25 protein-coding genes and 1 tRNA gene are annotated in these 25035 nt (G+C 70.6%); 18 read left to right on the top strand and 8 right to left on the bottom strand.

The annotated features are described in order from the left end of the window. The first annotated feature begins 1 nt into the window (after position 1). The 9 genes from ccoO (at position 2) to fliN (ending at position 7438) form a co-directional block, all read left to right on the top strand. On the top strand, positions 2–733 hold the full coding sequence (gene ccoO / locus ACFQPS_RS03165; RefSeq protein ID WP_377356366.1) for a cytochrome-c oxidase, cbb3-type subunit II: 732 nt from the start codon (positions 2–4) through the stop codon (positions 731–733). A gap of 9 nt (positions 734–742) precedes the next feature. Beyond that, a complete protein-coding gene (locus ACFQPS_RS03160) occupies positions 743–916 on the top strand; it encodes a CcoQ/FixQ family Cbb3-type cytochrome c oxidase assembly chaperone (protein ID WP_012566472.1) in 174 nt (57 codons plus the stop codon). A 7-nt stretch (positions 917–923) separates the two neighbouring features. Then, positions 924–1793 (top strand): cytochrome-c oxidase, cbb3-type subunit III, encoded by an 870-nt coding sequence (gene ccoP, locus ACFQPS_RS03155; protein WP_377356364.1) that lies wholly within the window; start codon positions 924–926, stop codon positions 1791–1793. A 203-nt stretch (positions 1794–1996) separates the two neighbouring features. Further along, positions 1997–3508, top strand: coding sequence for a cytochrome c oxidase accessory protein CcoG (gene ccoG, locus ACFQPS_RS03150; protein WP_377356362.1), 1512 nt, complete (start codon positions 1997–1999; stop codon positions 3506–3508). A gap of 25 nt (positions 3509–3533) precedes the next feature. Then, entirely contained in the window at positions 3534–4034 is a 501-nt protein-coding gene (locus ACFQPS_RS03145) for a FixH family protein (protein ID WP_377356361.1), read from the top strand. Continuing rightward, a complete protein-coding gene (locus tag ACFQPS_RS03140; RefSeq protein ID WP_377356360.1) occupies positions 4031–6490 on the top strand; it encodes a heavy metal translocating P-type ATPase in 2460 nt (819 codons plus the stop codon). Before ACFQPS_RS03145 ends, ACFQPS_RS03140 begins: the two co-directional genes overlap by 4 nt. Beyond that, entirely contained in the window at positions 6487–6675 is a 189-nt protein-coding gene (ccoS, locus tag ACFQPS_RS03135; RefSeq protein ID WP_377356359.1) for a cbb3-type cytochrome oxidase assembly protein CcoS, read from the top strand. Before ACFQPS_RS03140 ends, ccoS begins: the two co-directional genes overlap by 4 nt. Before the next feature lie 42 nt (positions 6676–6717). Beyond that, the gene (locus tag ACFQPS_RS03130; protein WP_377356357.1) at positions 6718–6918 is read left to right on the top strand and encodes a hypothetical protein; all 201 of its coding nucleotides are present in this window, start codon (positions 6718–6720) and stop codon (positions 6916–6918) included. 208 nt (positions 6919–7126) lie between these two features. Further along, positions 7127–7438, top strand: a complete 312-nt coding sequence (gene fliN / locus ACFQPS_RS03125; protein ID WP_377356356.1) for a flagellar motor switch protein FliN — start codon at positions 7127–7129, stop codon at positions 7436–7438. Positions 7439–7664: 226 nt separating this feature from the next. Here fliN and ACFQPS_RS03120 read toward each other — a convergent pair whose 3' ends face one another. The 3 genes from ACFQPS_RS03120 to ACFQPS_RS03110 all read right to left on the bottom strand — a co-directional run bounded on the left by ACFQPS_RS03120 (position 7665) and on the right by ACFQPS_RS03110 (position 10083). Further along, positions 7665–8363, bottom strand: coding sequence for a Crp/Fnr family transcriptional regulator (locus tag ACFQPS_RS03120; protein ID WP_012566464.1), 699 nt, complete (start codon positions 8361–8363; stop codon positions 7665–7667). Between the two features lie 100 nt (positions 8364–8463). Continuing rightward, a complete protein-coding gene (locus tag ACFQPS_RS03115; protein WP_377356355.1) occupies positions 8464–8994 on the bottom strand; it encodes an isoprenylcysteine carboxyl methyltransferase family protein in 531 nt (176 codons plus the stop codon). Between the two features lie 3 nt (positions 8995–8997). After that, the gene (locus ACFQPS_RS03110) at positions 8998–10083 is read right to left on the bottom strand and encodes a type III polyketide synthase (RefSeq protein ID WP_377356354.1); all 1086 of its coding nucleotides are present in this window, start codon (positions 10081–10083) and stop codon (positions 8998–9000) included. Positions 10084–10295: 212 nt separating this feature from the next. Here ACFQPS_RS03110 and ACFQPS_RS03105 point away from each other — a divergent pair, with 212 nt between their 5' ends. Further along, entirely contained in the window at positions 10296–11051 is a 756-nt protein-coding gene (locus ACFQPS_RS03105; RefSeq protein WP_377356352.1) for a DUF502 domain-containing protein, read from the top strand. An 18-nt stretch (positions 11052–11069) separates the two neighbouring features. Here ACFQPS_RS03105 and recG read toward each other — a convergent pair whose 3' ends face one another. Beyond that, positions 11070–13151: an ATP-dependent DNA helicase RecG gene (gene recG / locus ACFQPS_RS03100; protein WP_377356350.1), complete on the bottom strand. Its 2082-nt coding sequence runs from the start codon at positions 13149–13151 to the stop codon at positions 11070–11072. A 184-nt stretch (positions 13152–13335) separates the two neighbouring features. Between recG and ACFQPS_RS03095 the strand changes: the two genes are divergently transcribed. After that, on the top strand, positions 13336–13653 hold the full coding sequence (locus ACFQPS_RS03095; RefSeq protein ID WP_377356349.1) for an FAD assembly factor SdhE: 318 nt from the start codon (positions 13336–13338) through the stop codon (positions 13651–13653). 40 nt (positions 13654–13693) lie between these two features. After that, positions 13694–17320: a transcription-repair coupling factor gene (gene mfd / locus ACFQPS_RS03090; protein WP_377356347.1), complete on the top strand. Its 3627-nt coding sequence runs from the start codon at positions 13694–13696 to the stop codon at positions 17318–17320. A 4-nt stretch (positions 17321–17324) separates the two neighbouring features. On the opposite strand, the gene ACFQPS_RS03085 is transcribed toward mfd, so the two are convergent. Then, positions 17325–18068: a DsbA family oxidoreductase gene (locus tag ACFQPS_RS03085; RefSeq protein WP_377356346.1), complete on the bottom strand. Its 744-nt coding sequence runs from the start codon at positions 18066–18068 to the stop codon at positions 17325–17327. Between the two features lie 216 nt (positions 18069–18284). Here ACFQPS_RS03085 and ACFQPS_RS03080 point away from each other — a divergent pair, with 216 nt between their 5' ends. Beyond that, positions 18285–18728, top strand: a complete 444-nt coding sequence (locus tag ACFQPS_RS03080) for a hypothetical protein (RefSeq protein ID WP_377356344.1) — start codon at positions 18285–18287, stop codon at positions 18726–18728. 66 nt (positions 18729–18794) lie between these two features. Here the strand turns inward: ACFQPS_RS03080 and ACFQPS_RS03075 are convergent, their stop codons facing one another. From ACFQPS_RS03075 to ACFQPS_RS03065, 3 genes are all read right to left on the bottom strand, one after another. Beyond that, the gene (locus ACFQPS_RS03075) at positions 18795–19055 is read right to left on the bottom strand and encodes a hypothetical protein (protein ID WP_377356342.1); all 261 of its coding nucleotides are present in this window, start codon (positions 19053–19055) and stop codon (positions 18795–18797) included. A 151-nt stretch (positions 19056–19206) separates the two neighbouring features. Further along, a complete protein-coding gene (gene glnA / locus ACFQPS_RS03070) occupies positions 19207–20616 on the bottom strand; it encodes a type I glutamate--ammonia ligase (RefSeq protein WP_377356340.1) in 1410 nt (469 codons plus the stop codon). A gap of 134 nt (positions 20617–20750) precedes the next feature. Further along, positions 20751–21089, bottom strand: coding sequence for a P-II family nitrogen regulator (locus ACFQPS_RS03065; RefSeq protein WP_012566453.1), 339 nt, complete (start codon positions 21087–21089; stop codon positions 20751–20753). A gap of 285 nt (positions 21090–21374) precedes the next feature. On the opposite strand from ACFQPS_RS03065, the gene ACFQPS_RS03060 reads away from it, so the two are divergent. The 5 genes from ACFQPS_RS03060 to ACFQPS_RS03040 all read left to right on the top strand — a co-directional run bounded on the left by ACFQPS_RS03060 (position 21375) and on the right by ACFQPS_RS03040 (position 24960). Next, positions 21375–21450, top strand: a tRNA-His gene (locus ACFQPS_RS03060). An 87-nt stretch (positions 21451–21537) separates the two neighbouring features. Next, positions 21538–22551, top strand: coding sequence for a sodium-dependent bicarbonate transport family permease (locus tag ACFQPS_RS03055; RefSeq protein WP_377356339.1), 1014 nt, complete (start codon positions 21538–21540; stop codon positions 22549–22551). Positions 22552–22561: 10 nt separating this feature from the next. Further along, positions 22562–22870 (top strand): P-II family nitrogen regulator, encoded by a 309-nt coding sequence (locus ACFQPS_RS03050; RefSeq protein WP_377356338.1) that lies wholly within the window; start codon positions 22562–22564, stop codon positions 22868–22870. Between the two features lie 34 nt (positions 22871–22904). Beyond that, on the top strand, positions 22905–24386 hold the full coding sequence (locus ACFQPS_RS03045; RefSeq protein WP_377356336.1) for an NAD(P)H-hydrate dehydratase: 1482 nt from the start codon (positions 22905–22907) through the stop codon (positions 24384–24386). A 256-nt stretch (positions 24387–24642) separates the two neighbouring features. Next, positions 24643–24960, top strand: a complete 318-nt coding sequence (locus tag ACFQPS_RS03040; RefSeq protein WP_377356335.1) for a hypothetical protein — start codon at positions 24643–24645, stop codon at positions 24958–24960. Positions 24961–25035: the final 75 nt, after the last annotated feature.

The raw sequence follows: 25035 nt of genomic DNA, 5'->3' as shown, positions 1-25035 counted from the left end.
CATGAAACTCAGTCACGAACCGATTGAAACGAACGTCATCCTGCTCGCCGTGCTGACACTGATCACGGTGTCCATCGGCGGTCTGGTGCAGATCGTTCCCCTCTTCACCGTGGAGTCCACCATCGAGCGGGTGGAGGGCATGCGCCCCTACACCCCGCTGGAGCTGGCCGGCCGCAACATCTATGTCCGCGAAGGGTGCTACACCTGCCACAGCCAGCAGATCCGCACCTTCCGGGACGAGGTGGAGCGCTACGGCCACTACAGCCTCGCCGCGGAGAGCATGTACGACCACCCCTTCCAGTGGGGCTCCAAGCGCACCGGGCCGGACCTTGCCCGCGTCGGCGGCAAGTACTCCAACGACTGGCATGTGGCGCACCTGACCGACCCGCGGTCGGTCGTGCCGGAATCGATCATGCCTCCCTACGCCTTCCTCAACACCAAGCCGCTGCGCTACGAGGACATGGCGGATCACCTGAAGGCCAACCGGGCGGTCGGCGTGCCCTACACGGACGAGCAGATCCAGACTGCGGTGCAGGATGTGCGCTTGCAGGCGGGGGTCGATCCGAATGCGGACACGGCCGAGCTGCTGAACCGCTATCCGAAGGCGGTCCTCGGGGATTTCGACGGCAATCCCGAAGTCATCAGCGAGATGGACGCGCTTGTCGCCTATCTTCAGATGCTCGGTACTCTGGTCGATTTCTCGAAGGTTTCGCCTGACGACCTGCGGCAGTAGGAGGCGGGGATGGAAGATTTCCTGGTTCTCCTGAAACAGCTCTGGATCGTCTGGTTCTTCGTCCTCTTCGTCGGTGTCGTCGTGTGGGTCTACTGGCCGACCCGCCGCGAAGGGCTGGAGCAACAGGCCACCATTCCGCTGCGCGACGACGACCCGCCGCCGGCGGCCCGTAGCAAGGGGTGAAGGTGTCATGCCCACAAAGATCGAGAAAGACAGTGCAACCGGCCGGATGACCACCGGCCACGAGTGGGACGGCATCAAGGAGCTGAACACCCCGCTGCCGAAGTGGTGGCTGTACACCTTCTATGTCTGCATCCTCTTCGCGGTGGTCTATTCGGTCCTGTTCCCCTCCTGGCCGTCCCTGTCCAGCCACACCAAGGGCGTGCTGGGCTGGACCCAGCGTGAGGAGCTGGCCGACCGGCTGGCGGCCGAGAAGTCCCGTCTGCAACCGGTCATGGCGAAGATCGAGGCGACCCCGATCGATGAGATCCGGAACAGCCCCGAGCTTATGAACTATGTGCAGGCGGCCGGCCGTGTCGCCTTCGCGGACAACTGCGCCGCCTGCCACGGGGCGGGCGGGGCCGGCACGGTCGGCTTCCCGACCCTGGCCGACGATGACTGGATCTGGGGCGGCAAGCCGGACCAGATTCTCCAGACGGTGATGTTCGGGATCCGCAACACCAACCCGGAGAGCCGCGTCTCCGACATGCCGCGCTTCGGCGTTGACCAGATGCTCGACGCGCAGCAGATCGACGATGTCGCCGAGTACGCTCTCTCGCTCAGCGGTGCTGCGACCGACCCGGCGGCGGTGGAGCGCGGCACGCAGCTCTATGCCGACAACTGTGCCGTCTGCCACGGTGAGAAGGGCGAGGGGAACCCCGACATGGGGGCGCCCCGCCTGAACGACGGCATCTGGCTCTACGGCGGCGACAAGGCCACGGTGGTGGAGACGATCACCTACGCCCGCCGCGGCAGCATGCCGGCCTGGAGCGAGCGTCTGGACCCGGCGACGGTCAAGATTCTCGCCGCCTATGTCCACGCCCTGGGGGGCGGCCAGTAAGCCTCCCCCGGACCATCGCCGGGTAAGCCGAGCGCCTGTCCGGGTTCCCCCCCGGACGGGCGCTTGGTTTTTCCGGCGTCCCCGCAGGCCTGCGACATTCTTGATCTAGCGCATGGCGGGACAAAGCGTCACGGGCCAATTTTCCCTCTGGGCAAGCCGATGGCCTGCGGGCCCTCCGCAACGCCCGATTCGAAGGTGCCACGATGGATGGCAAAACAGATCTGATGGAGAAGCCGGCCGTTGCGGTCCGGTCGCGCCGGCAGAAGCCGTCGGCCGACGCTGTGGCCGCCGAGCAGAGCCTTTATGCCAGCCGGGTCAAGGTCTATCCCAAGGCCGTGACCGGAGCGTACCGCCGTGCCAAGACGGCGGTTCTGGTCTTCTGCCTCAGCCTCTATTACCTCGTGCCCTGGATCCGCTGGGACCGCGGGCCGGGGGCGCCGGATCAGGCCGTGCTGATCGACCTGTCGGCGGGGCGGGCCTATTTCCTCTGGATCGAGATCTGGCCGCAGGAGGTCTATTACATCACCGGCCTGCTGGTGCTCGGCGCCTTCGGTCTCTTCCTTGTCACGGCGCTCTATGGCCGCATCTGGTGCGGCTACACCTGCCCGCAGACGGTCTGGACCGACCTTTTCATGTGGGTCGAGCGCGTGATCGAGGGCGACCGGGGAGCCCGCATGCGGTTGGACCAGTCGCCCATGTCGCTGAAGAAGGCGGGGCTGAAGACGGCCACCCACACCGCCTGGCTGCTGATCTCGCTCGCCACGGGCGGCGCCTGGGTGCTCTATTTCAACGATGCGCCGACCTTCATCGTGGATTTCTTCACCGGCGCGGCCACGGTGAACCAGTACTTCTTCGTCGGTCTGTTCACGGCGACCACCTATCTGCTGGCCGGCTGGGCGCGCGAACAGGTCTGCACCTACATGTGCCCCTGGCCGCGTTTCCAGGCGGCCATGCTCGACCGTGACAGCATGGTCGTGACCTATGAGAAGTGGCGGGGCGAGCCGCGCGGCGGGTCCAAGGCCGGTCTGGCGCCGGAGGGACTGGGCGACTGCATCGACTGCGGCCAGTGCATCGCCGCCTGCCCGACGGGCATCGACATCCGCGACGGGCTCCAGCTCGAATGCATCGGCTGCGGCCTCTGCATCGACGCCTGCAACGACATCATGACGAAGGTCGGCCGGCCGCTGAACCTCGTCACCTTCGACACGGAGAACAACCAGGAGGCCCGCTCCAAGGGGCTGCCCACGAAGCTGCGCCCGGTGCGGCCACGCACGCTGATCTATGCCGGGCTGCTGCTGCTGGTCAGCGCCATCATGGTCGCGGCGCTTGCCACCCGCACGACGATGGAGGTGAACGTGCTGCGCGACCGCGCGCCCCTGTTCGTCACCCTGTCGGACGGCGACATCCGCAACGGCTACACGCTGAAGATCCTGAATAAGCAGCGGGCCGACGTGGATTACGAACTGAGTGTCGTGGGTATCGACGGCGCGCGTCTGGTGGTGCAGGATGTCGGTGAAAGCGATCGCGGCGGTCCTGTCGTGCTGCGGGCGCAACCGGACACGGTGGTTCCCTTCCGCGTCTTCGTCACCGCGCCGCGCGGTGCCCTGACCTCCGATTCGACCTCCATCCAGTTCATCCTGCGCAATCCGGTGGACGGCACCGGCGACCGTTACGATGCCGTGTTCGTCGGGCCGCGGCCCGCCGCACTGCACTGACCGCTGCCAGGGAAGGATATCGACCGTGACGACCGTTCCGACCGAGACTCCCCGCAAGAGCGCCTGGATTCCCTGGGTGTTCGTCGGCGGCATGCTGATCGTGGTCGTGGTCAACACGATCCTGATCGTGGTCGCGTTGAAATCATGGACCGGGCTCGTGGTGCCCAAGCCTTACGAGCGCGGCATCCACTACAATGACGTGCTGGAGGCCCAGTCCCGGCAGGACGCCCTGGGCTGGACGGTGAAGGCCACATTCGAGCCGGCGGGCGGCCCGCTCGACGGCCGCATCGTGCTGACGGTGAGGGGGCGCGACGGCGCCCCGCTCTCCGCCCTGCGCATCGCGGAGCCCCGGCTGGTGCGCCCGGTGGAGCTGATCCCCGACGTCGCCCTGGCCTTCGACTATGTGGGCGACGGCCGCTTCGTCGCGCGTACCGTGCTGCCCCGGCCGGGGCAGTGGGACCTGAAGGCGACGTTGCACGACGGCAGCGACACCTACGTCCTGTCGGACCGGATGGTCGTCCGATGAGCGTTGCCCTGTTCGACCTCGACCGCGGTCCGGACGACGGGCTGTCCGCCCGTCGCTCCGGCGGGGGCGGACAGGCGCCGGGCGCGGGGGGCTGCCTGCATTGCGGGCTGCCGGTGCCGCGTCCGGGCGATCGTTTCTGCTGCGCCGGGTGCGAGGGTGCCCATGCCCTGATCCACGAACTGGGGCTCGACGCCTACTACCGGCGGCGGGAAGCGGCGCCGGCGGAACCGCTCCAGACGGCCGAGGAGGTCAAGCTCGACCTGCTGTCGCAGGTGGAGGACCGGCCGGACGGCTCGCACTGCCTGCGGATGCGGGTGGACGGGCTGACCTGCGGGGCCTGCGTCTGGCTGATCGAAACGGCGCTGGCGAAGCAGCCGCAGGTGGAGGAGGCGCGGGTCAACCTGACCACGCGCCGCCTGACCCTGCGCTGGTCCGGCCCGCGGGAGCGGGCGGACGGGCTGGTGGCGACGGTGCGCCGGCTCGGCTACCGCCTCGCCCCGTTCGACACCGCCGCGGAGAACGACCCCCAGGCCCAGCACGAGCGCGAGCTGCTGCGTTGCATGGTGGTTGCCGGCTTCGCCGCCATGAACATCATGCTGCTGTCCGTCTCCGTCTGGTCGGGGCACGCCGGCAGCATGGGCGATGCCACGCGCACCCTGATGCACTGGCTGTCGGCGCTGATCGCGCTGCCGACGGTGCTCTATGCCGGGCGGCCCTTCTTCCGCTCGGCCATCGCCGCGCTGCGGGCCGGGCGCAGCAACATGGACGTGCCGATCTCCCTGGGCGTGACGCTGGCCAGCGGCATCAGCCTGTGGGAGACGATGAACCAGGGGCAGCACGCCTATTTCGACGGCGCCGTGATGCTGCTCTTCTTCCTGCTGATCGGGCGCTACCTGGACAGCCGGGCCCGCGGCCGTGCCCGCTCGGCGGCGGAACATCTGCTGGCCCTGGCCCGTGTGCCGGTCACCGTGCTCCAGCCGGACGGCAGCACCGCCCTGTCGGCTCCCTCCGCCGTGCCCGCCGGCGCCACCGTGCTGGTGGCGGCGGGGGAGCGGGTGGGGGTGGACGGCGCCGTGGCGGAGGGGCGTTCCGAGGTGGACACCAGCGTCGTGACCGGGGAGACCCGGCCGCTGCCGGTCGAACCCGGGGCGCGCCTGTTCGCGGGCATGCTGAACCTCTCCGCCCCCCTCCGGGTCACGGTGACGGCCAGCGGCGAGGGGACGCTGCTGGCGGAGATCGTGCGCCTGATGGAGGCGGCGGAGCAGGGCCGCGCCCGCTTCGTCGCCCTGGCCGACCGGGTGGCGCGCCACTACACGCCCGTCGTCCATACCCTGGCGCTCGGCACCTTCCTTGCCTGGACCCTGGGGGTGGGGCTGGACTGGCAGCCGGCCCTGCTGATCGCCGTGGCTGTCCTCATCATCACCTGTCCCTGCGCGCTCGCCCTGGCGGTTCCGGCCGTGCAGGTGGTGGCGAGCGACCGGCTGCTGCGCCAGGGCACGCTGCTGAAGTCCGCCACCGCGCTGGAGCGGCTGGCGACGGTCGATACGGTGGTGTTCGACAAGACCGGCACCCTGACGCTCGGCCGGCCGGAGCTGCTGCCCGATGCCGGCCGCGACGCGGCGGCCCTGGATCGGGCCGCCACGCTGGCCCGGAACAGCCGGCACCCGCTGTCCCGCGCCCTGGCCCGGGCCGCCGGGTCCGGACCCGTCGCCAGCGACGTGCGGGAGCTGCCGGGACGCGGCCTGGAACTGGACACCGCCGAGGGCACCGTGCGCCTGGGCAGCCGCGCCTTCGTCGGGGCGCCCGTCGCGGCAGCGGCGGGACCGTCGGGCGCGGTTGCGGATGCCGAGCTGTGGCTGGCGGAGCCGGGCCGGGCGCCCGTCCGCTTCGCCTTCGCCGACCAGGCCCGCAGCGATGCGGCAACGGTGGTGAGCGATCTGCGCCGCGCCGGCTACCGGGTCGAGCTGCTCTCCGGCGACCGGCCGGAGGCGGTGGCCACGCTGGCGGCCGAGCTTGGACTGGACGACTGGCGCGGCGGGGTGGACCCGGCGGGCAAGTGCGCCCGGCTGGCCGAACTGCGCGCGGCGGGCCGCCGGGTGCTGATGGTGGGGGACGGGCTGAACGACGCGGCGGCGCTCGCTGCGGCCGATGTTTCCGTTTCCCCTGCTTCGGCTGTGGACATTGCGCAGACCGCGGCGGATGCTGTCTTCCAGGGTGACCGGCTGGCCCCGGTGGCCGATCTGCTGGCCGTTGCCCGCAAGGCGGACCGGCTGGTGCGGCAAAATCTTGGTTTCACACTGATCTATAACATGTGTGCCGTCCCTATCGCGATGCTAGGACATGCCACGCCCCTGGTGGCGGCGGTGGCGATGTCTTCGTCCTCGCTGATCGTCATCGGTAATGCGATGCGTCTGTCCGGCCGTCGGACGGGGGCTCGTGCAGGAGGTGGATCATGAACAGCCTGTTGCTGCTGATCCCGGTGGCCCTGTTCCTGGGGTTGCTGGGCCTTGCGGCGTTCTTCTGGTCGGTGCGGTCCGGCCAGTTCGACGACCTCGACGGGGCGGCGACGCGGATACTCTTCGACGATGACAAGCCGTTGCCGCGGAAATCCGACAGCACCGTCGGGTCCCGCGGGGTCTGACGGACCCCTCCTGACACCTTGTTCCTGATTTCGGAGTTTTAAATGCGTTCTCCCATGCTCGGCCTCACGGGGGCCCTGGTCGCTCTCTTCGGTCTCTTCCTCTCCGCCGGGGCCGCCGACAACGAACTGTTCCTCGCCGGTGTGGTCTGCTTCGGGATCGGCGTTCTGCTGAACCTGTGGCTGATCCTCCGTTACGAGCGGTCGGGCTCCGAACCGGAGACGGAGGCCGCCCCGGCCGAGTGAGCCGGCGGGCGGTCCTCTCTGCGCCCCTGGGCGACAGGAACCGACCGGAAGCGCCGGCCGCAGCGCTCCCGGTCCGCCCGGCCCGTCCCATCATTTCCCCCTCCGATCCCCGACCGCGCATGGTAGGATGCGCCGAATCCCCGGCGGGCCGGGACCGCGACAGGTCCTGGCCGCGACGGTCCGGAACAGCAGAGGGACTCCACGGATCATGGCGGACCAGGACGACATCGATGCCATGTTCGGAGGTCAGGCGGAGCCGAAGAAGGCGACCTCCGACCTGCCGGAGATTTCCGCCATCTATGACACGGAGGTGGAGGTCAGCGTCGTCCTCGGCACCTCGACCATCCGTGTGCGCGACCTGCTGAAGCTGGGCCGCGGCGCCATCGTGGAGCTTGACCGCAAGATCGACGACCTGTCGGACATCATCGTCTCCGGCCGCATGGTCGGACGTGGCGAGGTGACGATCGTCGAGGACAAGATCGCCGTCACCTTCCGCGAGTTCGCGCGTGTAAGCGGATAGGACGGGCGGACGCTTCCAGGGAAAAGGGCCCCTTCAAAAAAGATCGCCGGCTGCGGACAGCCGGCGAAGATGAAGGGAGCCTCATAAGGAGGTTGAAGGCTTGACCGTGTCGAAACTGTCACGGTCAAGCTGTCCTCTATATAAACCTCCCGGCCCGGGTTTGAAAGGTCAAAGATGTGTCCGGGGCATCACACCGCCGCCGGGGTTAGACCGACAGGTATGCGGCCTAATCCCCCCGCACGCCCTCGACCATGTTCTCAAGCTTCCGGAAGTCGAGGATGACCAGATGGTTGCCCCGGCGCTCCAGGATGCCGTCGCGGGCCAGATCGCTGAAGACGCGGGCCACCGTTTCCCGGGTCGTGCTGACCCGGCTGGCAATGTCGTTGTGGATCGGCACGGGGGTGATCTCCGCCGTGTTGTCCGGCCGCAGGTCCGGCTTTGCCAGCCGCAGCAGTTCCGCATGCACCCGGTTATTGGCGCCCAGGGTGCTCAGATCCATGATCCGGCCGGTGGCCGAACGGACGATCCGGGCCAGCCGCCGCATCACCAGCAGCGCCACTGCCGGGTGCTGCGTCGCCGTTTCCAGGAACAGCCGCGGCGACATGAAGGCGACCTGCGTCTCCGTCAGCGCCACGATGCTGGCCGAGCGCGGCTCCCCGTCGATGGCGGACAGCTCTCCCAGATAGCCGCCGGCCTCGATGTCGTCGAAGGTGATCTCGCGGCCGGAGAGGGAGTAGTTCACCACCCGCACCCGGCCCTCCACGATGAAGCAGACGTCCCGGCTCTCCGACGAGCGGTCGACGATCTGCTCCTGGGCGTGGAAATGCCGCCAACTGCACTGGCGGGACAGGGCGACGCGCTCCTCCGGCGTCAGGGATTTCAGCAGCTCGATCCGGTCCAGACCGGCGGGTTGGAAGTCGGTCACGGGTGGGTGCCATCGGGTGGTGGGGCGGCCAAGGTACAATGCCGCGCGCGGGCGGGCAAATTTCCCGGATCGGACCCGCGCGGCTGCGGCCGCCGGACTCTCAGGCCGTCCGGCCGCTTCCGGTTCCGACCGTGCGCCGCGGCGCCAGCGCCCGTTCTTCCACCCGGATGCGGTGGTAGAGCAGGGCGGCGTTGAGTCCGGAGAAGACGAGCGCGATCTCCCAGGCGCCGAAGGCCAGCGGCAGCACCGCGATCTCTCCCGTCACCACCAGGTAGTTGGGATGGCGGACGAAGCGGAACGGTCCGCGCCGGACCAGCGGCGCGCCGGGCAGGGTGATGATCCGCGTCGTCCAGTACGGCCCCAGGCTCGCCACCACCCAGAGGCGCCCGGCCTGGAGAAGCAGGAACAGCACCAGGAGCGGCCAGGATACCGGCGCCTCCGCCGGCACCGTCAGGAACAGGGCCACCAGCCAGCCGCCGTGCAGCAGCACGAACAGGGGATAATGTCCGGCCCCGGTCTCCACGGCGCCCCGCGCCAGCAGGCGGCGCGTGTTGCGCCGGGCGAGGAGAAGTTCCAGCAGCCGCTGCACGGCCACCAGCAGAAAGACCAGATGCGGCAGGCCGACCGTCATGCCCTAAAGCTCCACAAGGGCCAGCGCCGCCGTGAACCCCGGCCCCAGGGCCGTCATCAGGTGCGGCCCGCGCGCCCCGCCGGCGATCCGCCGCTCCAGCACGAACAGGACGGTGGCGGCCGACATGTTGCCGTAATCGCGCAGCACGCTGCGGGCATCGTCCAGGCCGGCGGTGGCCGGCGCCAGCACCTCTTCCAGCGCCTCCAGCACCTTGGCGCCGCCGGGATGGCAGATGCTGCCGGACAGCCGGCGCCGCGACAGGCCCTGCCGGTCCAGGAAGGAATCGACCACCGTGCCGACTCTTTCCCGCACCAGCCGGGGGATGCTCTGTGAGAAGATGACGCCCAGGCCATCGTCCTCGACCCGCCAGCCCATGATGTCCAGCGTGTCCGGCCAGGTATGCTCCGCCCAGCCCACGACGCGGCCCAGGTCGCCGGAACTGCGGCCCGCAGCGGGGCGCCCGCCGGCGTCCGGCGGGTCGGTGCGCAGCAGCACGGCGGCCGCGCCGTCGCCGAACAGGGCCGTCGCCACGACATTGGCCTTGCTCAGGTCGCCATGCCGGAAGGACAGGCCGCACAGTTCGACCACCAGGAACAGCACGGTGCGGCCGGGCATGCTGGCGGCCCAGTTGGCCGCACGCGCCAGACCCAGCACGCCGCCGGCGCAGCCCAGCCCGAACACGGGCAGCCGCTGCACGTCCGGGCGCAGGCCCAGGCGCTGCATCAGCAGCGCGTCCAGGCTGGGCGTGGCGATCCCGGTGGAGGAGACGGCGACGATGGCATCCACCGCCCCGGTGTCCAGCCCGGCGCGCTCCAGCGCCGTCCGCGCCGCCGTCTCCAGGACGGCCACGGCGCTTTCCAGATACACGTCGTTGCGTTCCGTCCAGCCCCGCGGCTTTTTGTACCAGTCGATCGGGACACAGGAATGGCGGGCCTCGATTCCCGCGTTCGTGAAGACAGGCGACAGCCGGTCGAAATCCCGCAGCCGGCCGGCGAACACCTCCCGCGCGGCATCGCGGGTCAGTTCCTGCGGGAAGCGGTGGGGCGGGGTGGCGGTGGCGACCGCCAGGATCTTCGCGTGTGGCTGCATGGCGTCCGGTCGCGTGCGGGGTGTCACCGGGACAACCCGGACCGGGCGCGGCCGGTGCCGCGGTCGCTGCGGGGTAATCCGTCGGTGCGCCTGCGGACGGGAGCCCCGCCGTGATGGTGGTCATGCGCTTTGTGCGGAAATAGCCCTACATTGTTAAGGGCCTGGGCCTGGGCCCGGGCCTGGGACAGGCCCGCTGGAGGAAAGGAGCATCCGTGGACGACCCTGTGGCAGCCTCGCCGACGCCTGAGACCCCGCCGGAAGCGCCGCAGCGCGGCCGTTTCGGCATGAGCCTCGCCGCGCGCCTGCGCGCCTATCTGTTCGCCGGCATCCTGGTGACGGCGCCCATCTCCATCACCTTCTATCTCGCCTGGCTGTTCATCGACGCCATCGACGGGATGGTCACCGGGGTGATCCCCGCCCGCTACAACCCGGAAACCTACATGCCCTTCAGCGTGCCCGGGATCGGGCTGCTGGTGGTGGTGCTGTTCCTGGTGCTGGTGGGCATGTTCGCGGCGGGCTTCATCGGGCGGATGGTGGTGCGCCTGGGCGAATCGATCGTTGCCCGCATGCCGGTGATCCGCGGCGTCTATTCGGCCGTGAAGCAGATCTTCGAGACGGTGCTGGCGAACCAGTCCAACGCCTTCCGGGAGGTCGTGCTGGTCGAGTATCCCCGCCGCGGCATCTGGGCCATCGGCTTCATCACCGGCACGACGGAGGGGGAGATCCAGAACCTCACGGCGGACGAGGTGGTGAACGTCTTCCTGCCGACGACGCCCAACCCCACCTCGGGATTCCTGCTGTTCGTACCGCGGGGCGATCTGGTGCGGCTGAACATGGGAGTGGAGGACGGGATCAAGATGGTCGTCTCCGGCGGCATCGTCACCCCGCCCGACCCGCGCCCGACCGAACAGCAGCGGCGCAAGCTGATCCCGCCCGCGGCGCCCGCCGGCGATCAGGCGGCCGAATAGGCCGCCTCCGCCGTCCTCCTATCCCGAGCGCAGATACTTCACCGCCGCGTCGCGCTCGAACAGATAGAGCAGGGTGCGCAGCGCCTCCCCGCGCGGCGACTGGAGGTCCGGGTCGCGCTCCAGGATCAGGTGGGCGTCGTCGCGGGCGGCGGCCAGCAGATCCCCGTGCGCGGCCAGATCGGCCAGCCGGAACTCCGGCAGGCCGGACTGGCGGGTGCCCAGCACCTCGCCCGCGCCGCGGAGCTGAAGGTCCTTCTCCGCGATCAGGAAGCCGTCCTCGCTCTCCTTCATGACGGAGAGACGCTCCCGCGCCGTCTCCCCCAGCGGCGGATAGTAGAGCAGCAGGCAGGAGCTGGCGGCGGCGCCACGCCCGACCCGGCCGCGGAGCTGGTGGAGCTGGGCAAGGCCGAAGCGCTCCGCATGCTCGATGACCATGATGGTGGCTTCGGGCACGTTGACCCCGACCTCGATCACCGTGGTGGCGACCAGCACGTCCAGCCGCCCGTCCGCGAAGGCCGCCATGGCGGCGTCCTTCTCCGGTCCCTTCATCTTCCCGTGGACCAGCCCGACCCGCTCCCCGAACCGCTCGCGCAGGTCGGCGTGGCGCTGCGTGGCGGCGGCCAGATCGACCTGTTCGGACTCGTCGACCAGGGGGCAGACCCAGTAGATGCGCTGGCCGCCGGCGATGGCGCGGGGCAGGGAGGCGATCACCTCCTCCAGCCGCTCGGCGGGCAGCACCACCGTCTTCACCGGCCTGCGGCCGGGCGGCTTCTCCGTCAGGCGGGAAACGTCCATGTCGCCATAGGCCGTCAGCGTCAGGGTGCGCGGGATCGGCGTCGCGGTCATCACCAGCGTGTCCACCCCGCGGCCCTTGGCCGCCAGTTGCAGGCGCTGGTGGACGCCGAACTTGTGCTGTTCGTCGATCACGGCCAGCGCCAGATCGTGGAACGCCACCTCCTCCTGGAACACGGCATGGGTGCCCACCAGGATATGGATGCGCCCGTCGGCCAGCCGGTCCAGCACGGCCTGCCGCGCCTTGCCCTTGTCACGGCCGGTCAGCACGGCCAGGTCCACGCCCGCCGTGGCGCAGAGCGGGGTCAGGCTCTCCGCGTGCTGCCGGGCCAGGATCTCCGTCGGTGCCATCAGCGCCGCCTGGCAGCCGGCCTCCACGGCGTTCAGCATCGCCAGCAGCGCCACGATGGTCTTGCCGCTGCCGACATCGCCCTGGAGCAGCCGCAGCATCCGCCGGTCCGCCGCCATGTCGGCCTGGATCTCCTCCAGCGACCGTTGCTGCGCCCCGGTCAGCGCATAGGGAAGGGCGGCCAGCACCTTCTCCCGCAGGTGCCCGTCGCCCGCCACCGGCCGCCCGGCCAGCCGGCGCTGGTGCAGCCGGACCAGGGCCAGCGCAAGCTGGTTGGCCAGCAGCTCGTCATAGGCCAGCCGGGCGCGCGCCGGACCGTCGGGGGCGATGTCGCGCTCCCCCTCCGGGTGGTGCAGCGTGCGCAGGGCGGACAGCCAGTCCGGCCAGCCCTGTCGCGTCAGCCAGGCCGCGTCCTGCCATTCCGGCAGGGCGGGGGCGCGGTGCAGGGCGGCCTGGATGGCGGTGCGCAGGGGCTTGGGGTTCAGCCCGCCGGTCAGGGGATAGACGGGCTCCACCGCGGTCGGCGCGGGGGCCTCCTCCGCCGGCCCGAAATAGTCGGGGTGGACGATCTGGAGCTGGCCGTTGAACCGCTCCGCCTTGCCGGAGACGACGACCTTCTGCCCGACCGGCAGGCGCTTCGCCAGCCAGTCCCCCTTGATGTGGAAGAAGACCAGCTCCATCAGCCCGGTATGGTCGGTGCAGCGGACCCGGTAGGGGCGGTTGGCCGCCAGCGGCGGGGCGTGCCCGTCCACCCGCACGGTCAAGGTGACATGCCGCCCCTCGGGCGCCGCCTCGATGCTCTCCACCGCCATGCGGTCGAGGATGCCGGCCGGCTTGTGCCAGAGCAGGTCCACGACATGCGGTCCCGCCAGACGCTCCGCCAGCTTGCCCAGCCGCGGCCCCAGGCCGGGCAGGCTCGTGATCGGGGCGAACAGCGGATAGAGGACGGCGGGGCGCACGTGGGTCCAGCGGGCAGGGGATGGGGGCGGCCGTCGGGCGGACCAGGGCCGTATGTGCCACATCGGCCGCCGCTCGGGAAGCCGCGCGGCCGGGCCGGGCGCCACCGTCCGGGGTCGCGGTGCTGGCATGAGCGGCGGCAGAGGCTATATTCCCGGCCGACCCCGAAGCGACGGACCCGGACCCATGACCCGCGCCGACACGCCCCCCAGTTCCCTGGACGGCCTGCCCCTGGATGGCCCGACCCAGGAGGCCCGCGTCAAGCGGCTGAAGTTCCGCAGCGGCCACCGCGGCACGAAGGAGCTGGACATCCTGTTCGGCGCCTTCGCCGCGCGCCATCTGGACGGCCTGTCCGGCGCGGAGCTGGATGCCTTCGAGCGCCTGCTGGACCTCCCCGACCCGGAGGTCTACGACTGGATCGCCGGTGCCGCAGAGCCGCCGGCCGGCCCCGTCGGGTCCCTGGTCGCCCGCATCCGCGCCTTCCGCTTCCGGCCGGAAGTCTGATAGGTTCCCCTTCCGTTCCCCTTATGGGTTCCGTGCCGCGATGACTGTCCTCCTGCCCGACCTGAAGCCCGGAACGCCCCGCCGCGTCCTCATCGCCGGAGCACCGGAGGGGCACGACGCCCGCCTTCTGGCCGGTCTGGCGCGAACCGCCGGCGCAGCGGGCCTGCTGCATGTGGCGACGGACGACGCCCGCGCCGCGCGGCTGGCGGAGGCGGTGTCCTTCTTCGATCCGGGCATCGAGGTGATCCTCTTCCCGGCCTGGGACTGCCTGCCCTATGACCGGGTGTCGCCGAACGGCGACATCGTGGCCCGCCGCATCGACGCCCTGACCCGGCTGCTGGAGCCGGCGGCGAAGGACCGGGCGCTGCTGGTCGTCACCACGGTGAACGCGGCGCTGCACAAGGTTCCGCCGCGGCTGGCCTTCCGCAACGCCAGCTTCCGGGCGAAGGTGGGCGACCGCATCAGCCTGCCCGAACTCCAGCGCTTCCTTGCCAACAACGGCTACACGAAGGCGCAGACGGTGCGCGAGCCGGGCGAGTTCGCCGTGCGCGGCGGCATCGTCGATCTGTTCCCGCCGGGCACGGCGGAGCCGCTGCGGCTGGACCTGTTCGGCGACGATCTGGACGGCGTCCGCAGCTTCGACCCCATGACCCAGCTCACCACCGAAAAGCGCGACGGCTTCGTGCTGAAGCCGATGTCGGAGGTGTTCCTGGACGAAATGTCGATCTCCCGCTTCCGCACCGGCTACCGCGAGCTGTTCGGGGCGGTGACGGGCGACGACCCGCTGTACGAGGCGGTCAGCGCCGGGCGCAAGTACGCCGGCATGGAGCACTGGCTGCCGCTGTTCCACAGCGGTCTGGAGACGCTGTTCGACTACATGCCGGACGCGCCCGTCACCCTCGACCCCCATGTGGAGGAGGCACGCGACCAGCGGCTGGAGCAGGTGCGCGACTTCCACGAGGCGCGCCGCACCTTGCAGGAGGCGGAGAAGAAGTCCGGCAACCCGGTCTACCGACCGGTGCCGCCGGGCATGATGGTGCTCGACGCGGAAGGCTGGGACCTGCACCTTGCCGTGCGGCCGGTGGCGCAGCTCACCCCCTTCGCCGCGGCGGAGGCCGGGAGCAACCCCGACCTGACGGACGCCGGCGGCCGCAAGGGCCGCGACTTCGCCGACGCCCGCGTGCAGTCCGGCGTCAATGTCTACGACGTGCTGCGCGAGCATATCGGGGCGCTGCTGGCGGACGGGCGGCGCGTCGTCGTCGCCGGCTACTCCACCGGCGCCCGCGACCGCCTGCGCTCCGTGCTGAAGGAGCACGGGATCGAGCGCGTGAAGGCGGTCGAGACCTGGGCGGAGGTGGAGGGGCTGCCCCGCACCACCACGGCGCTGGTGGTGCTGGCGCTGGACCACGGCTTCACCGCCCCCGGCCTTGCCGTCATCACCGAACAGGACATCCTGGGCGACCGGCTGGTCCGCGCCGGCGGGCGGAAGAAGCGCCGCGCCGCGAACTTCATCGCTGAGGCGTCCGGCCTCAATCCCGGCGACCTCGTCGTCCATATCGACCACGGCATCGGGCGCTATGACGGGCTGGAGACGCTGGACGTGGGCGGTGCGCCGCACGACTGCCTGCGCCTGATCTATGAGGGCGGGGACAAGCTCTATGTCCCGGTGGAGAACATCGAGGTCCTGTCCCGCTATGGCTCCGAGGACTCGGCCGGCCAGCTCGACCGGCTGGGCGGGGCCGGCTGGCAGTCGCGCAAGGCGCGGGTCAAGAAACGGCTGAAGGACATGGCCGCGGCCCTCCTGCGCATCGCGGCCGAGCGGGCGCTGCGCACGGCCCCGCCGGTCGCCGTGCCGGACGGCGCCTGGGACGAGTTCTGCGCCCGCTTCCCTTACGCCGAGACGGACGACCAGCTCCACGCCATCGAGGATGTGCTGGGCGATCTCTCGTCCGGCCGCCCGATGGACCGGCTGGTCTGCGGCGATGTCGGTTTCGGCAAGACGGAGGTGGCCCTGCGCGCCGCCTTCCTGGCCGTGATGAACGGCATGCAGGTGGCCGTGGTGGTTCCGACCACCCTGCTGGCACGCCAGCATTACCGCACCTTCGAGCAGCGCTTCGCCGGGCTGCCGGTGCGGCTGGGCCAGCTCTCCCGCCTCGCCACCGCGAAGGAGACGGCGCAGACCAAGGCCGGTCTGGCCGACGGCACGGTGGACATCGTCGTCGGCACCCATGCGCTCTTGTCGAAGAGCGTGGACTTCAAGCGCCTGGGCATGGTCATCGTGGACGAGGAGCAGCATTTCGGCGTGAAGCAGAAGGAGCGGCTGAAGGAGCTGCGGGCGGACATCCATGTCCTGACCCTGACGGCGACGCCGATCCCGCGCACGCTCCAGCTTGCCCTCTCCGGCGTGCGCGAGCTGTCGCTGATCGCCACGCCGCCGGTGGACCGGCTGGCGGTGCGGACCTTCGTGCTGCCCTATGACCCGGTTGTGATCCGCGAGGCGATCCTGCGCGAGCATTACCGCGGCGGGCAGAGCTTCTATGTCTGTCCCCGCATCGAGGATCTGGAGCGGGTCCGCCTCCAGCTTGAGGAGCTGGTGCCGGAGGTCAAGGTGGTGATGGCCCACGGCCAGATGCCGGCCAGCCAGCTTGAGGAGGTGATGACCGCCTTCGACGAGCACAAGTACGACGTGCTGCTGGCCACCAACATCATCGAGAGCGGCCTCGACATTCCCTCGGCCAACACGCTGGTGGTCCACCGCGCCGACCTGTTCGGCCTCGCCCAGCTCTACCAGGTGCGCGGGCGCGTCGGCCGCGCCAAGCTGCGCGGCTATGCCTATCTGACCTACCAGCCGCGGGCGGTGCTCTCGGCCACGGCGCAGCAGCGCCTGCATGTGATCGAAACGCTGGACAGCCTCGGCGCCGGCTTCCAGCTCGCCAGCCACGACATGGACATCCGCGGCGCCGGCAACCTCCTGGGTGAGGAACAGTCCGGCCATATCCGCGAGGTCGGCGTGGAACTCTACCAGCAGATGCTGGAGGAGGCGGTGGCCGACGCGCGCAGCGGCCGCGGGGCCGAACAGGCGGCGGAGGATTCCTGGTCGCCGCAGATCAATCTGGGGATGCCGGTGCTGATCCCGGAGAGCTACGTGCCGGACCTGAACATCCGGCTGACGCTCTACCGCCGCCTCTCCGACCTGACCGACCGGCAGGAGATCGACGCCTTCGCGGCCGAACTGATCGACCGCTTCGGCAGCCTGCCGGAGGAGGTGGACAACCTGCTGCGGCTGGTGGAGATCAAGCGTCTCTGCAAGGAGGCGGGCGTGGCGAACCTCGACGCCGGGCCCAAGGGCGCCGTCGTCGGGTTCCGCAACAACAGCTTCCGCAATCCTGCGCGGCTGGTGGACTTCATGCAGAAGCAGGCCGGCACGGCGAAGCTGCGGCCCGACCACAAGCTGGTCCTGCTGCGTCCCTGGGACAGCCCGGAAAGCCGCATGGCCGGCGTCCGCCAGCTCATGGTCAACCTCGCCCAGATGGCGGCAGGGGAGGCCCTGACGGAGCCGCTGGCCCCGCCGCCGCCTCCACCGCCGCCGCCCGCGCCGAAGGCGCCGGCGCGCAAGGCCATCGTGATGGGCAGGAACACGGCCCCCTGGCGGCCGCGGGGGCGCTGACGGCTCAGCCCGTCAGCCCCAGGGCGCGGTCCGTCCGTCGTCCTTCCGTCTCCGACTCCCCTGCCTCCTGGATGTCTGTCTCCAGGCCGCCGGTCGCCGCCGGGCTGGAGGCGGCCGGGTCGGCATCCACGCCGGCAAGGTCCAGCAGCGGCAGCAGGGCCGCCGGCTCCTGGGCGCCGGCCAGACCGTACTGGCGGTTGAAGATGAAGCAGGGGACCGCCTGGATGCCCAGCGACCGGGCCCGGGCGTCGCTGGCGCGCACGGTCGCCGCGTCCTCGCCCGTTTCCAGGTGGCGGGCCACGGCCGTGCGATCCAGACCGCAGGCCCCGGCGACGGCGATCAGGACGCCGCGGTTGCCGATGTCCATGCCGTCCACGAAGTAGGCGCGGAACAGGGCCTTCGCCACCTGCACCGCCCGGCCGTAGCGTTCGGCCAGCAGCACCAGGGCATGCGCCTCCAGGGTGGAGGGGGTGCGCCGGATGCGGCCGAGATGCAGCGGCAGCCCGTCCTGCGCCGCCGCCTGCTCCACCGCCGCGAAGAGCTGCCGCGCCCGCTCCAGGCTGCCGAAGCGGTGCGCCAGATAGAAGAAGCGGTCCATGCCGCCGGCCGGCATGTCGGGGTTGAGCTGGAAGGGCAGCCAGCGCGTCTCGGCCCGCAGGCCCGGCCGCTGGGCCAGGGCCAGATCCAGGCGGTGCCAGCCGAGATAGCACCAGGGGCAGATCAGGTCGGAGAAGATTTCGATCAGCATGGCCACTCCCGCAGACCAGCCTATCCGATGTGGGAGCGCCTGACGAGATGTCCGGCCGCGACGCCCCGACAGGAGGACGCGGGCGGGCCGGGTGTCAGGTCGCACGGGAGCCGGGCCGGGCGGGACCGGCGTCCCTTTTCCGTTCCGCGGGTCCCGTCTTTCCGCTACCCTCGGCGGCAGACGCAGAGGATGGCGGCAGGGCCGGAGGGCGCGACGATGTCCGAAACCTATGTGACGCTGAAGATCCGCGAGGCGCTGACGGCGGCGCAGGGCAGCCGCCCCCAGGCCCAGCGCGTGCTGATGGCCTGGGCGCTGGAGGACGACCAGTTGCTCCGGGGCCTCTGCCGGCCCTTCCTCAAGGCCATCGCCGGCAGCGCCATCGAGCGGGTGGCCCGCGGCGCCGCCGTTCCGGCCCCGCGCCCCTCGGCCACCGGCAGCCGTGCCCCGGCCCCGGGCAAGGGCGGCCGGGCGCTGACCCCGCAGATGCTGGACGCCATCATCTCGCGCATGGGCGGCGCTCAGCCGGCCCCGGCACCGCAGACCATGCGGGACGTGCTGCGCCGTCCGGCCGCCGCGCCGGACACCCCCGGTCAGGACGACGATCCCCGGCAGGCCGAATCCTTGAAGGCGCTGGCGGCCGCCTTCCGCGACCGGCGCTGACACCCCGCCGGGCTCCGCCCCTTCTCCGGCCGGGTCTGCCGCCCCCCGCCACAGGGGACGTCCCCCTCAGCGCATGACGGTGCAGGAGCGGCCGCGGCACTGCACCAGGACGAAGCGGTCCTTCATGCCGGTGCAGGCGATCTTGTAGACCGTCTCGTCGGCGCGGCCGGTGACCTGCCGCAACGTCTCGACCTTGCCCGGCGGACAGTTGGCGTTGCGCGCCGCGTCCTTCGCCTCGGCCTGCTGCGCCTGGGCGGGAAAGGCGACCGCAACCACGGTCAGCGCGGCGGCGACGGCCACGGCGGGGGGAGGCTTGATCGGTTTCATGTCCCGATTGTCCGGCCGCTCCCGTGCCGATGCAAGCGACAGCGGCGGGAGATGTCCGCAGCGCGCGGCCCTTCGGCCGGCGCATGAAAAAGGGCCGCCCGTCGCCGGGCGGCCCTCCACAGGCCGGGGAAAGAGGCTCCCCGGCTTGGCATCACACCGAGTAGTACATCTTGTACTCGATCGGGTGCGGCGAGGTCTCGAACGCCAGGGTCTCCTCCATCTTCAGGTCGATGTAACCGCTGATGAAGTCGTCCGTGAAGACGTCGCCCTTCTTCAGGAACTCGCGGTCGGCGTCCAGGCTGTCCAGCGCCTCGCGCAGGCCGCGGCAGACGGTCGGAACCTCCTTCAGCTCCTCCGGCGGGAGGTCGTAGAGGTTCTTGTCCATCGCGTCGCCCGGATGGATCTTGTTCTGGATGCCGTCCAGACCGGCCATCAGCATGGCGGCGAAGGCCAGGTACGGGTTGGCCGCCGGATCCGGGAAGCGGACCTCCACGCGCTTGCCCTTCGGGCTGGTCACGTAGGGGATGCGGCAGGAAGCCGAGCGGTTGCGCGAGGAGTAGGCCAGCAGCACCGGCGCCTCGTAGCCCGGGACCAGACGCTTGTAGCTGTTGGTCGTCGGGTTGGTGAAGGCGTTCAGGGCGCGGGCGTGCTTGATGATGCCGCCGATGTAGTAGAGCGCGGTGTCGGACAGGTCGGCATAGCCCGACCCGGCGAACATCGGCTTGCCGTCCTTCCAGATCGACTGGTGGCAGTGCATGCCCGAGCCGTTGTCGCCGAAGACCGGCTTCGGCATGAAGGTCGCCGTCTTGCCGTAGGCGTGCGCCACGTTGTGGACGACGTACTTGTAGAGCTGCATGCCGTCGGCCATCTTCACGAGCGTGCCGAACTTGACGCCCAGCTCGTGCTGCGAGGCCGCCACCTCATGGTGGTGCTTCTCGACTTCGACGCCCATGTCGGCGAGCACGCTCAGCATCTCGGCGCGCAGGTCCTGGCCGGCGTCCACCGGCGGCACCGGGAAGTAGCCGCCCTTCACCGCCGGGCGGTGGGCGAGGTTGCCGCCCTCATAGGGCTTGCCCGAGGTATAGGGGCCTTCCTCGCTGTCGAACTCGTACATCACCCTGTTCATCGAGACGTCGAACTTGACGTCGTCGAACACGAAGAACTCGGCCTCCGGGCCGAAATAGGCCGTGTCGCCGATGCCGGTCGAGGCCATGTAGCGCTCGGCGGCCTTGGCGATGGAGCGCGGGTCGCGCTTGTAGGGCAGGCCGGTCGAGGGCTCGTAGACGTCGCAGAAGACCGTCAGCAGCGGCTGGGCCGAGAACGGGTCCATGACGGCCGTGGAGGCGTCCGGCATCAGGGTCATGTCCGACTCGTTGATCGCCTTCCACCCGGCGATCGAGGAGCCGTCGAACATCACACCGTCGGCGAACATGTCCTCGTCGACCGTGCTCACATGCTGGGCGGTGTGTTGCAGCTTGCCGCGCGGATCGGTGAAGCGGAAGTCGACGTACTTGACGTCGTGCTCCTTGATCAGGTCGAAGACTTTGCTGAGATCGGACATAGCCTCAATTCCGTTCGTTTGCGGTTGGTTGGCCGGTGGCTTGCTTTCCCCCGGCGGGGTCCGGCGTCACTGCGACGCGGCCGGCCGTCGGAGCGTGGCGCGGGCGGCCCAGGCCTCCGCCGCGCCGAATCGGTTCAGATGGCGTCAGAGCCGCGTTCGCCGGTGCGGATGCGGATGACCTCCTCGACGGGGGTGACGAAGATCTTGCCGTCCCCGATGCGCCCGGTGTGCGCCGCCTGCTGGATCGCCTCGATGGCGCGGTCCACCAGCACGTCGTCCATCACGATCTCGATCTTCACCTTGGGCAGGAAATCGACGACGTATTCGGCGCCGCGATAAAGCTCCGTATGGCCCTTCTGGCGGCCGAATCCCTTCGCCTCGGTCACGGTGATGCCCTTGATCCCGACCTCGTGCAGGGCTTCCTTAACCTCATCGAGCTTGAAGGGCTTTATGATGGCTTCGATCTTCTTCATCGGGTCCTGAAGCTCCGTTTGCGGCCGGCACCCCGCGGATGCGGCGCGTCCGATCTGTTAGCATGCATCATGCCACCCGGACTTGTCAGGCCCAACGGCATATCCGCATCGGGAACCTTCCACGGCTGCCGCGAAATGAAGCAGATGCCTGCCCGATAAATAGGCAAATGGGCGTCGTGACGGCAGAGACCCCCGGCATCCTACCCCCGTCGCGGCATCTGCGATTTTTCGCAACCGGGGCCTTGACGCCGGGGGGGCGACTGGGGCATAGAGCGGCCTCCGACGGCGATGGTAGCTCAGTTGGTAGAGCCCTCGGTTGTGGTCCGAGTGGTCGTGGGTTCGAGTCCCATCCATCGCCCCATCCCCCTTCTTCCCCTCAACCTCCAACGACCGCGGTTTCCCCGGACGGGCCCGTGCGCCGGAGGGGAAGGCTGCGCCGGGGACTGGCATGTCGGATCTCCTACAGCTTGGACTGATGAACCTTGTCTCGCCGATGGTGCTCAGCTTTGCGCTGGGTTTCGCCGCGGCGGTGGCGCGCTCTGACCTCGACATTCCCGAGGCCGTGGGGCGTGCCCTGGCGATCTATCTGATGTTCGCCATCGGCTTCAAAGGCGGTGCTGCCCTGGCCGCCAACGGGGCGGGCGGGGGCGTTGTCGCCGCCATGCTCGCGGCCCTGCTGCTCAGCGCGGCGCTGCCCTTCCTGGCCTACGCGCTGCTGCGCGCCCTGACCCGCATCGGCCCGGTGGATGCCGGCGCCGTGGCGGCGCATTACGGGTCCATCAGCATCGTCACCTTCGTCACCGGCAGCCAGTTTGTCACCGGACAGGGACTCGGCTACGAAGGTTACCTCGTCGCCATGATGGCACTGATGGAGACGCCGGCCATCGTCAGCGGCCTGTTCCTCGCCCGCCGCGCCCTGGCGCGCCAGGACGGGACGGCTGCCGGACCGGCCCGGAAGAAGGGCGCCTTCCTGTCGCCGGAGCTGCTGCGGGAGATCCTGCTGAATGCCAGCGTCGTCGTGCTGGTCGGCGGCTTCCTGATCGGCTGGGCCACCGGCGAGCGCGGCATGCTGATGGTGAAGCCCTTCGTGGCGGACATCTTCAACGGCGTGCTCTGCCTGTTCCTGCTGGACATGGGGCTGGTGGCGGCGCGGCAGCTCCGCAGCGTCAAGGCCCTGTCGGCGCCGCTGCTGGCCTTCGGTCTCTACATGCCGCTCCTGGGGGCGGCGGCGGGGCTGGGGACGGCCTGGCTGCTGGGCCTGTCGCTGGGCGGGGCGACGCTGCTGGCGGTGCTGGCGGCCAGCGCCTCCTACATCGCGGTGCCGGCGGCCATGCGGCTGGCCCTGCCGCAGGCGAATCCGGCCGTCTATGTCACGCTGTCGCTCGTGATAACCTTCCCCTTCAACGTGGTCGTGGGCATTCCGCTGTACTTCGCGGCGGCCCGCGCCCTGGGCTTCGTCTGAGGAGGCCGGCATGGAGACGTATCGGCGCAAGCGGGTGGAGATCGTCGTCGAGCGGGCGCGGGCGCCCGCCATCCTAGGCCGCATCCGCGAGCTGGGGGCGACCGGCTACACCCTGATCCCCGACGTGTCGGGCCAGGGCCGCCGGGGCATGATGGGTGGCGGGGAGGTGTTCGACACCTATCGCACCGTCATGATCCTGGTGATCGCGCAGGAGGACCTCGCCCGTACCCTGCTGGCGGAGGTACACGCTCTGCTGGAGAACTACACCGGCATCGTCTATCTTTCGGATGTCGAAGTGGTCCGCGCCGACCACTTCTGAACGGTCCGGTCCGGGACAGGTCAGGAGCGCTGCCATGGCGGACGAACTGCTGACCGTGGCGGAGATGGGCCGGGCCGACCGGGCGGCGATGGCCGCCGGTGTGCCCGGGACCGTCCTCATGGAGCGGGCCGGGGCGGCGGTGGCCGCGGCCGCGCTGGCCCGCTGGTCGCCGCGCCCGGTCGCCGTCCTCTGCGGCCCCGGCAACAACGGCGGCGACGGATTCGTGGCGGCCCGCCTCCTGGCGGAGCGGGGCTGGCCCGTCCGGCTGGCCCTGCTGGGGGAGGTCGGGGCGCTCCGGGGCGATGCGGCGTGGGCCGCGTCGGGCTGGACCGCTGCGCCGGAGCGACCGGTGGAACGGTTGGAGACCGGCGTGCTCGACGGGGCGGGGCTGGTGATCGACGCCCTGTTCGGCGCCGGCCTCTCGCGCCCGCTGACCGGCCCCGCCGCCGATCTGGTGATGGAGGTCGGGCGCCGCGGCCTGCCGGTGCTGGCGGTGGACGTGCCCAGCGGCGTCCGCGGCGACGACGGCGCCGTGCTGGGCTGCGCGCCGCGGGCGGACCTGACGGTCACCTTCCACCGCCGCAAGCCGGCGCATGTGCTGCTGCCCGGCCGGCTCCTCTGCGGCGAGGTGGTGCTGGCGGACATCGGCATTCCCGACGGCGTGGTGGAGGCGATCGCCCCCCGCACCTGGGAGAACGGGCCCCGCCTCTGGGGAGCGCGCTATCCCTGGCCGCGGCCGGAGGGGCACAAGTACAGCCGCGGCCATGCCCTGGTGTCTGGCGGCGCCGTCATGACCGGGGCCGCCCGGCTGGCGGCGCGGGCGGCGCTGCGGGCCGGGGCGGGACTGGTCACCATCGCCGTCCCGCCGGAGACGGTGACCCTCTACGCCCTCTCCCTGCCGTCGGCCATCGTGCTGCCCGCCCCGGACGGCGCGGCGTTCGAGGCGCTGCTGGACGATCCGCGGCGCAACGCCGTCCTGCTCGGTCCCGGGGCCGGCGCGGGGGAGGCGCTGGCGACCCGGGTGCTGGCGGCGCTGGCCCGCGACCGGAGCGGCGTGCTGGATGCCGACGTCTTCACCAGTTTCGCCGGCGGACTGGAGCCCTTGGCCCTGCGGCTGCACGACCGCTGGGTGCTGACCCCGCACGACGGCGAGTTCGACCGCCTGTTCGGGCCCCTGCCGGGCAGCCGGCTGGACCGTGCCCGTGCGGCGGCGCGCGCCTGTGGCGCCGTGGTGCTGCTGAAGGGGGCGGACACGGTGGTCGCCCATCCGGACGGCCGCGCCACCGTCACCACCAACGCGCCTCCCGATCTGGCGACGGCCGGCAGCGGCGACGTGCTGGCCGGGCTGATCGTGGGGCTGCTGGCCCAGGGCATGGACGGATTCGACGCCGCCTGCGCCGGCGCCTGGCTGCACGGGGAGGCCGGGAGCACGGTCGGCCCCGGCCTGATCGCCGAGGATCTGCCGGAGGCGCTGCCCGCGGTGCTGCGCCGGCTGAAGGCGGGGGCCGACGCCTGACCGGCCCTGCGGCATGTGGCCCCCGCCACGCCCGGCCTTGCGCAACGACGGGCGGGAGTCCGTTGCGCAGTGTTGCGTATCCTGTGGATAACGTCCGGGCGGCCGGTCCGTCCGGGGCCGGCGCACCCCGTTGCCCGAATCCATACTCTGGACTAGGGTTTGATCATGACATGGTTAACCCGGTTGACATGGGGGTGACCATGCCGGGGCCGCTGAGCGGTCCGCGCCGGGTCCGCCGGCGTGGGAGGATCGCGGCATGGACCACCCGCCGACGGGGCGGGAAGGGGGCGACATGCTGGCCGGTATCGACCTGCCGGATGAAGATGAGGACGCGGACAGGGTGTCGGACACCGCCGGGGGCGATCCGACGACTCTGACGGGCCGGCTGTTCCGGCGGGTGCTGGGCGGCGGGGTTTCCGAGGTGGCGCAGGTCGTCGCGGTGACCGACGACCGGATGGGCCGGCCGCATGTGCGGGTGGTCGTCTGGACCCTGGGCCGCGGCGACGCCTGCGCGCACGAGATCCGCACCATGGCCCTCCCCAGCTTTCTCTCCCAGTTCGACGCCAGCCCCTGAGTCCGGCCGTTCCGGAGTGTTTCCGCCCCTGCCGCCCTGTGGAGGAGGCGGACACCCCCTCACCGCTGTTCCGCA

Origin of the sequence: Rhodocista pekingensis (genome assembly GCF_042665545.1) — a bacterium.
Lineage (GTDB): Bacteria > Pseudomonadota > Alphaproteobacteria > Azospirillales > Azospirillaceae > Rhodocista > Rhodocista pekingensis.
This window is presented reverse-complemented; position numbering and strand designations above follow the sequence as displayed.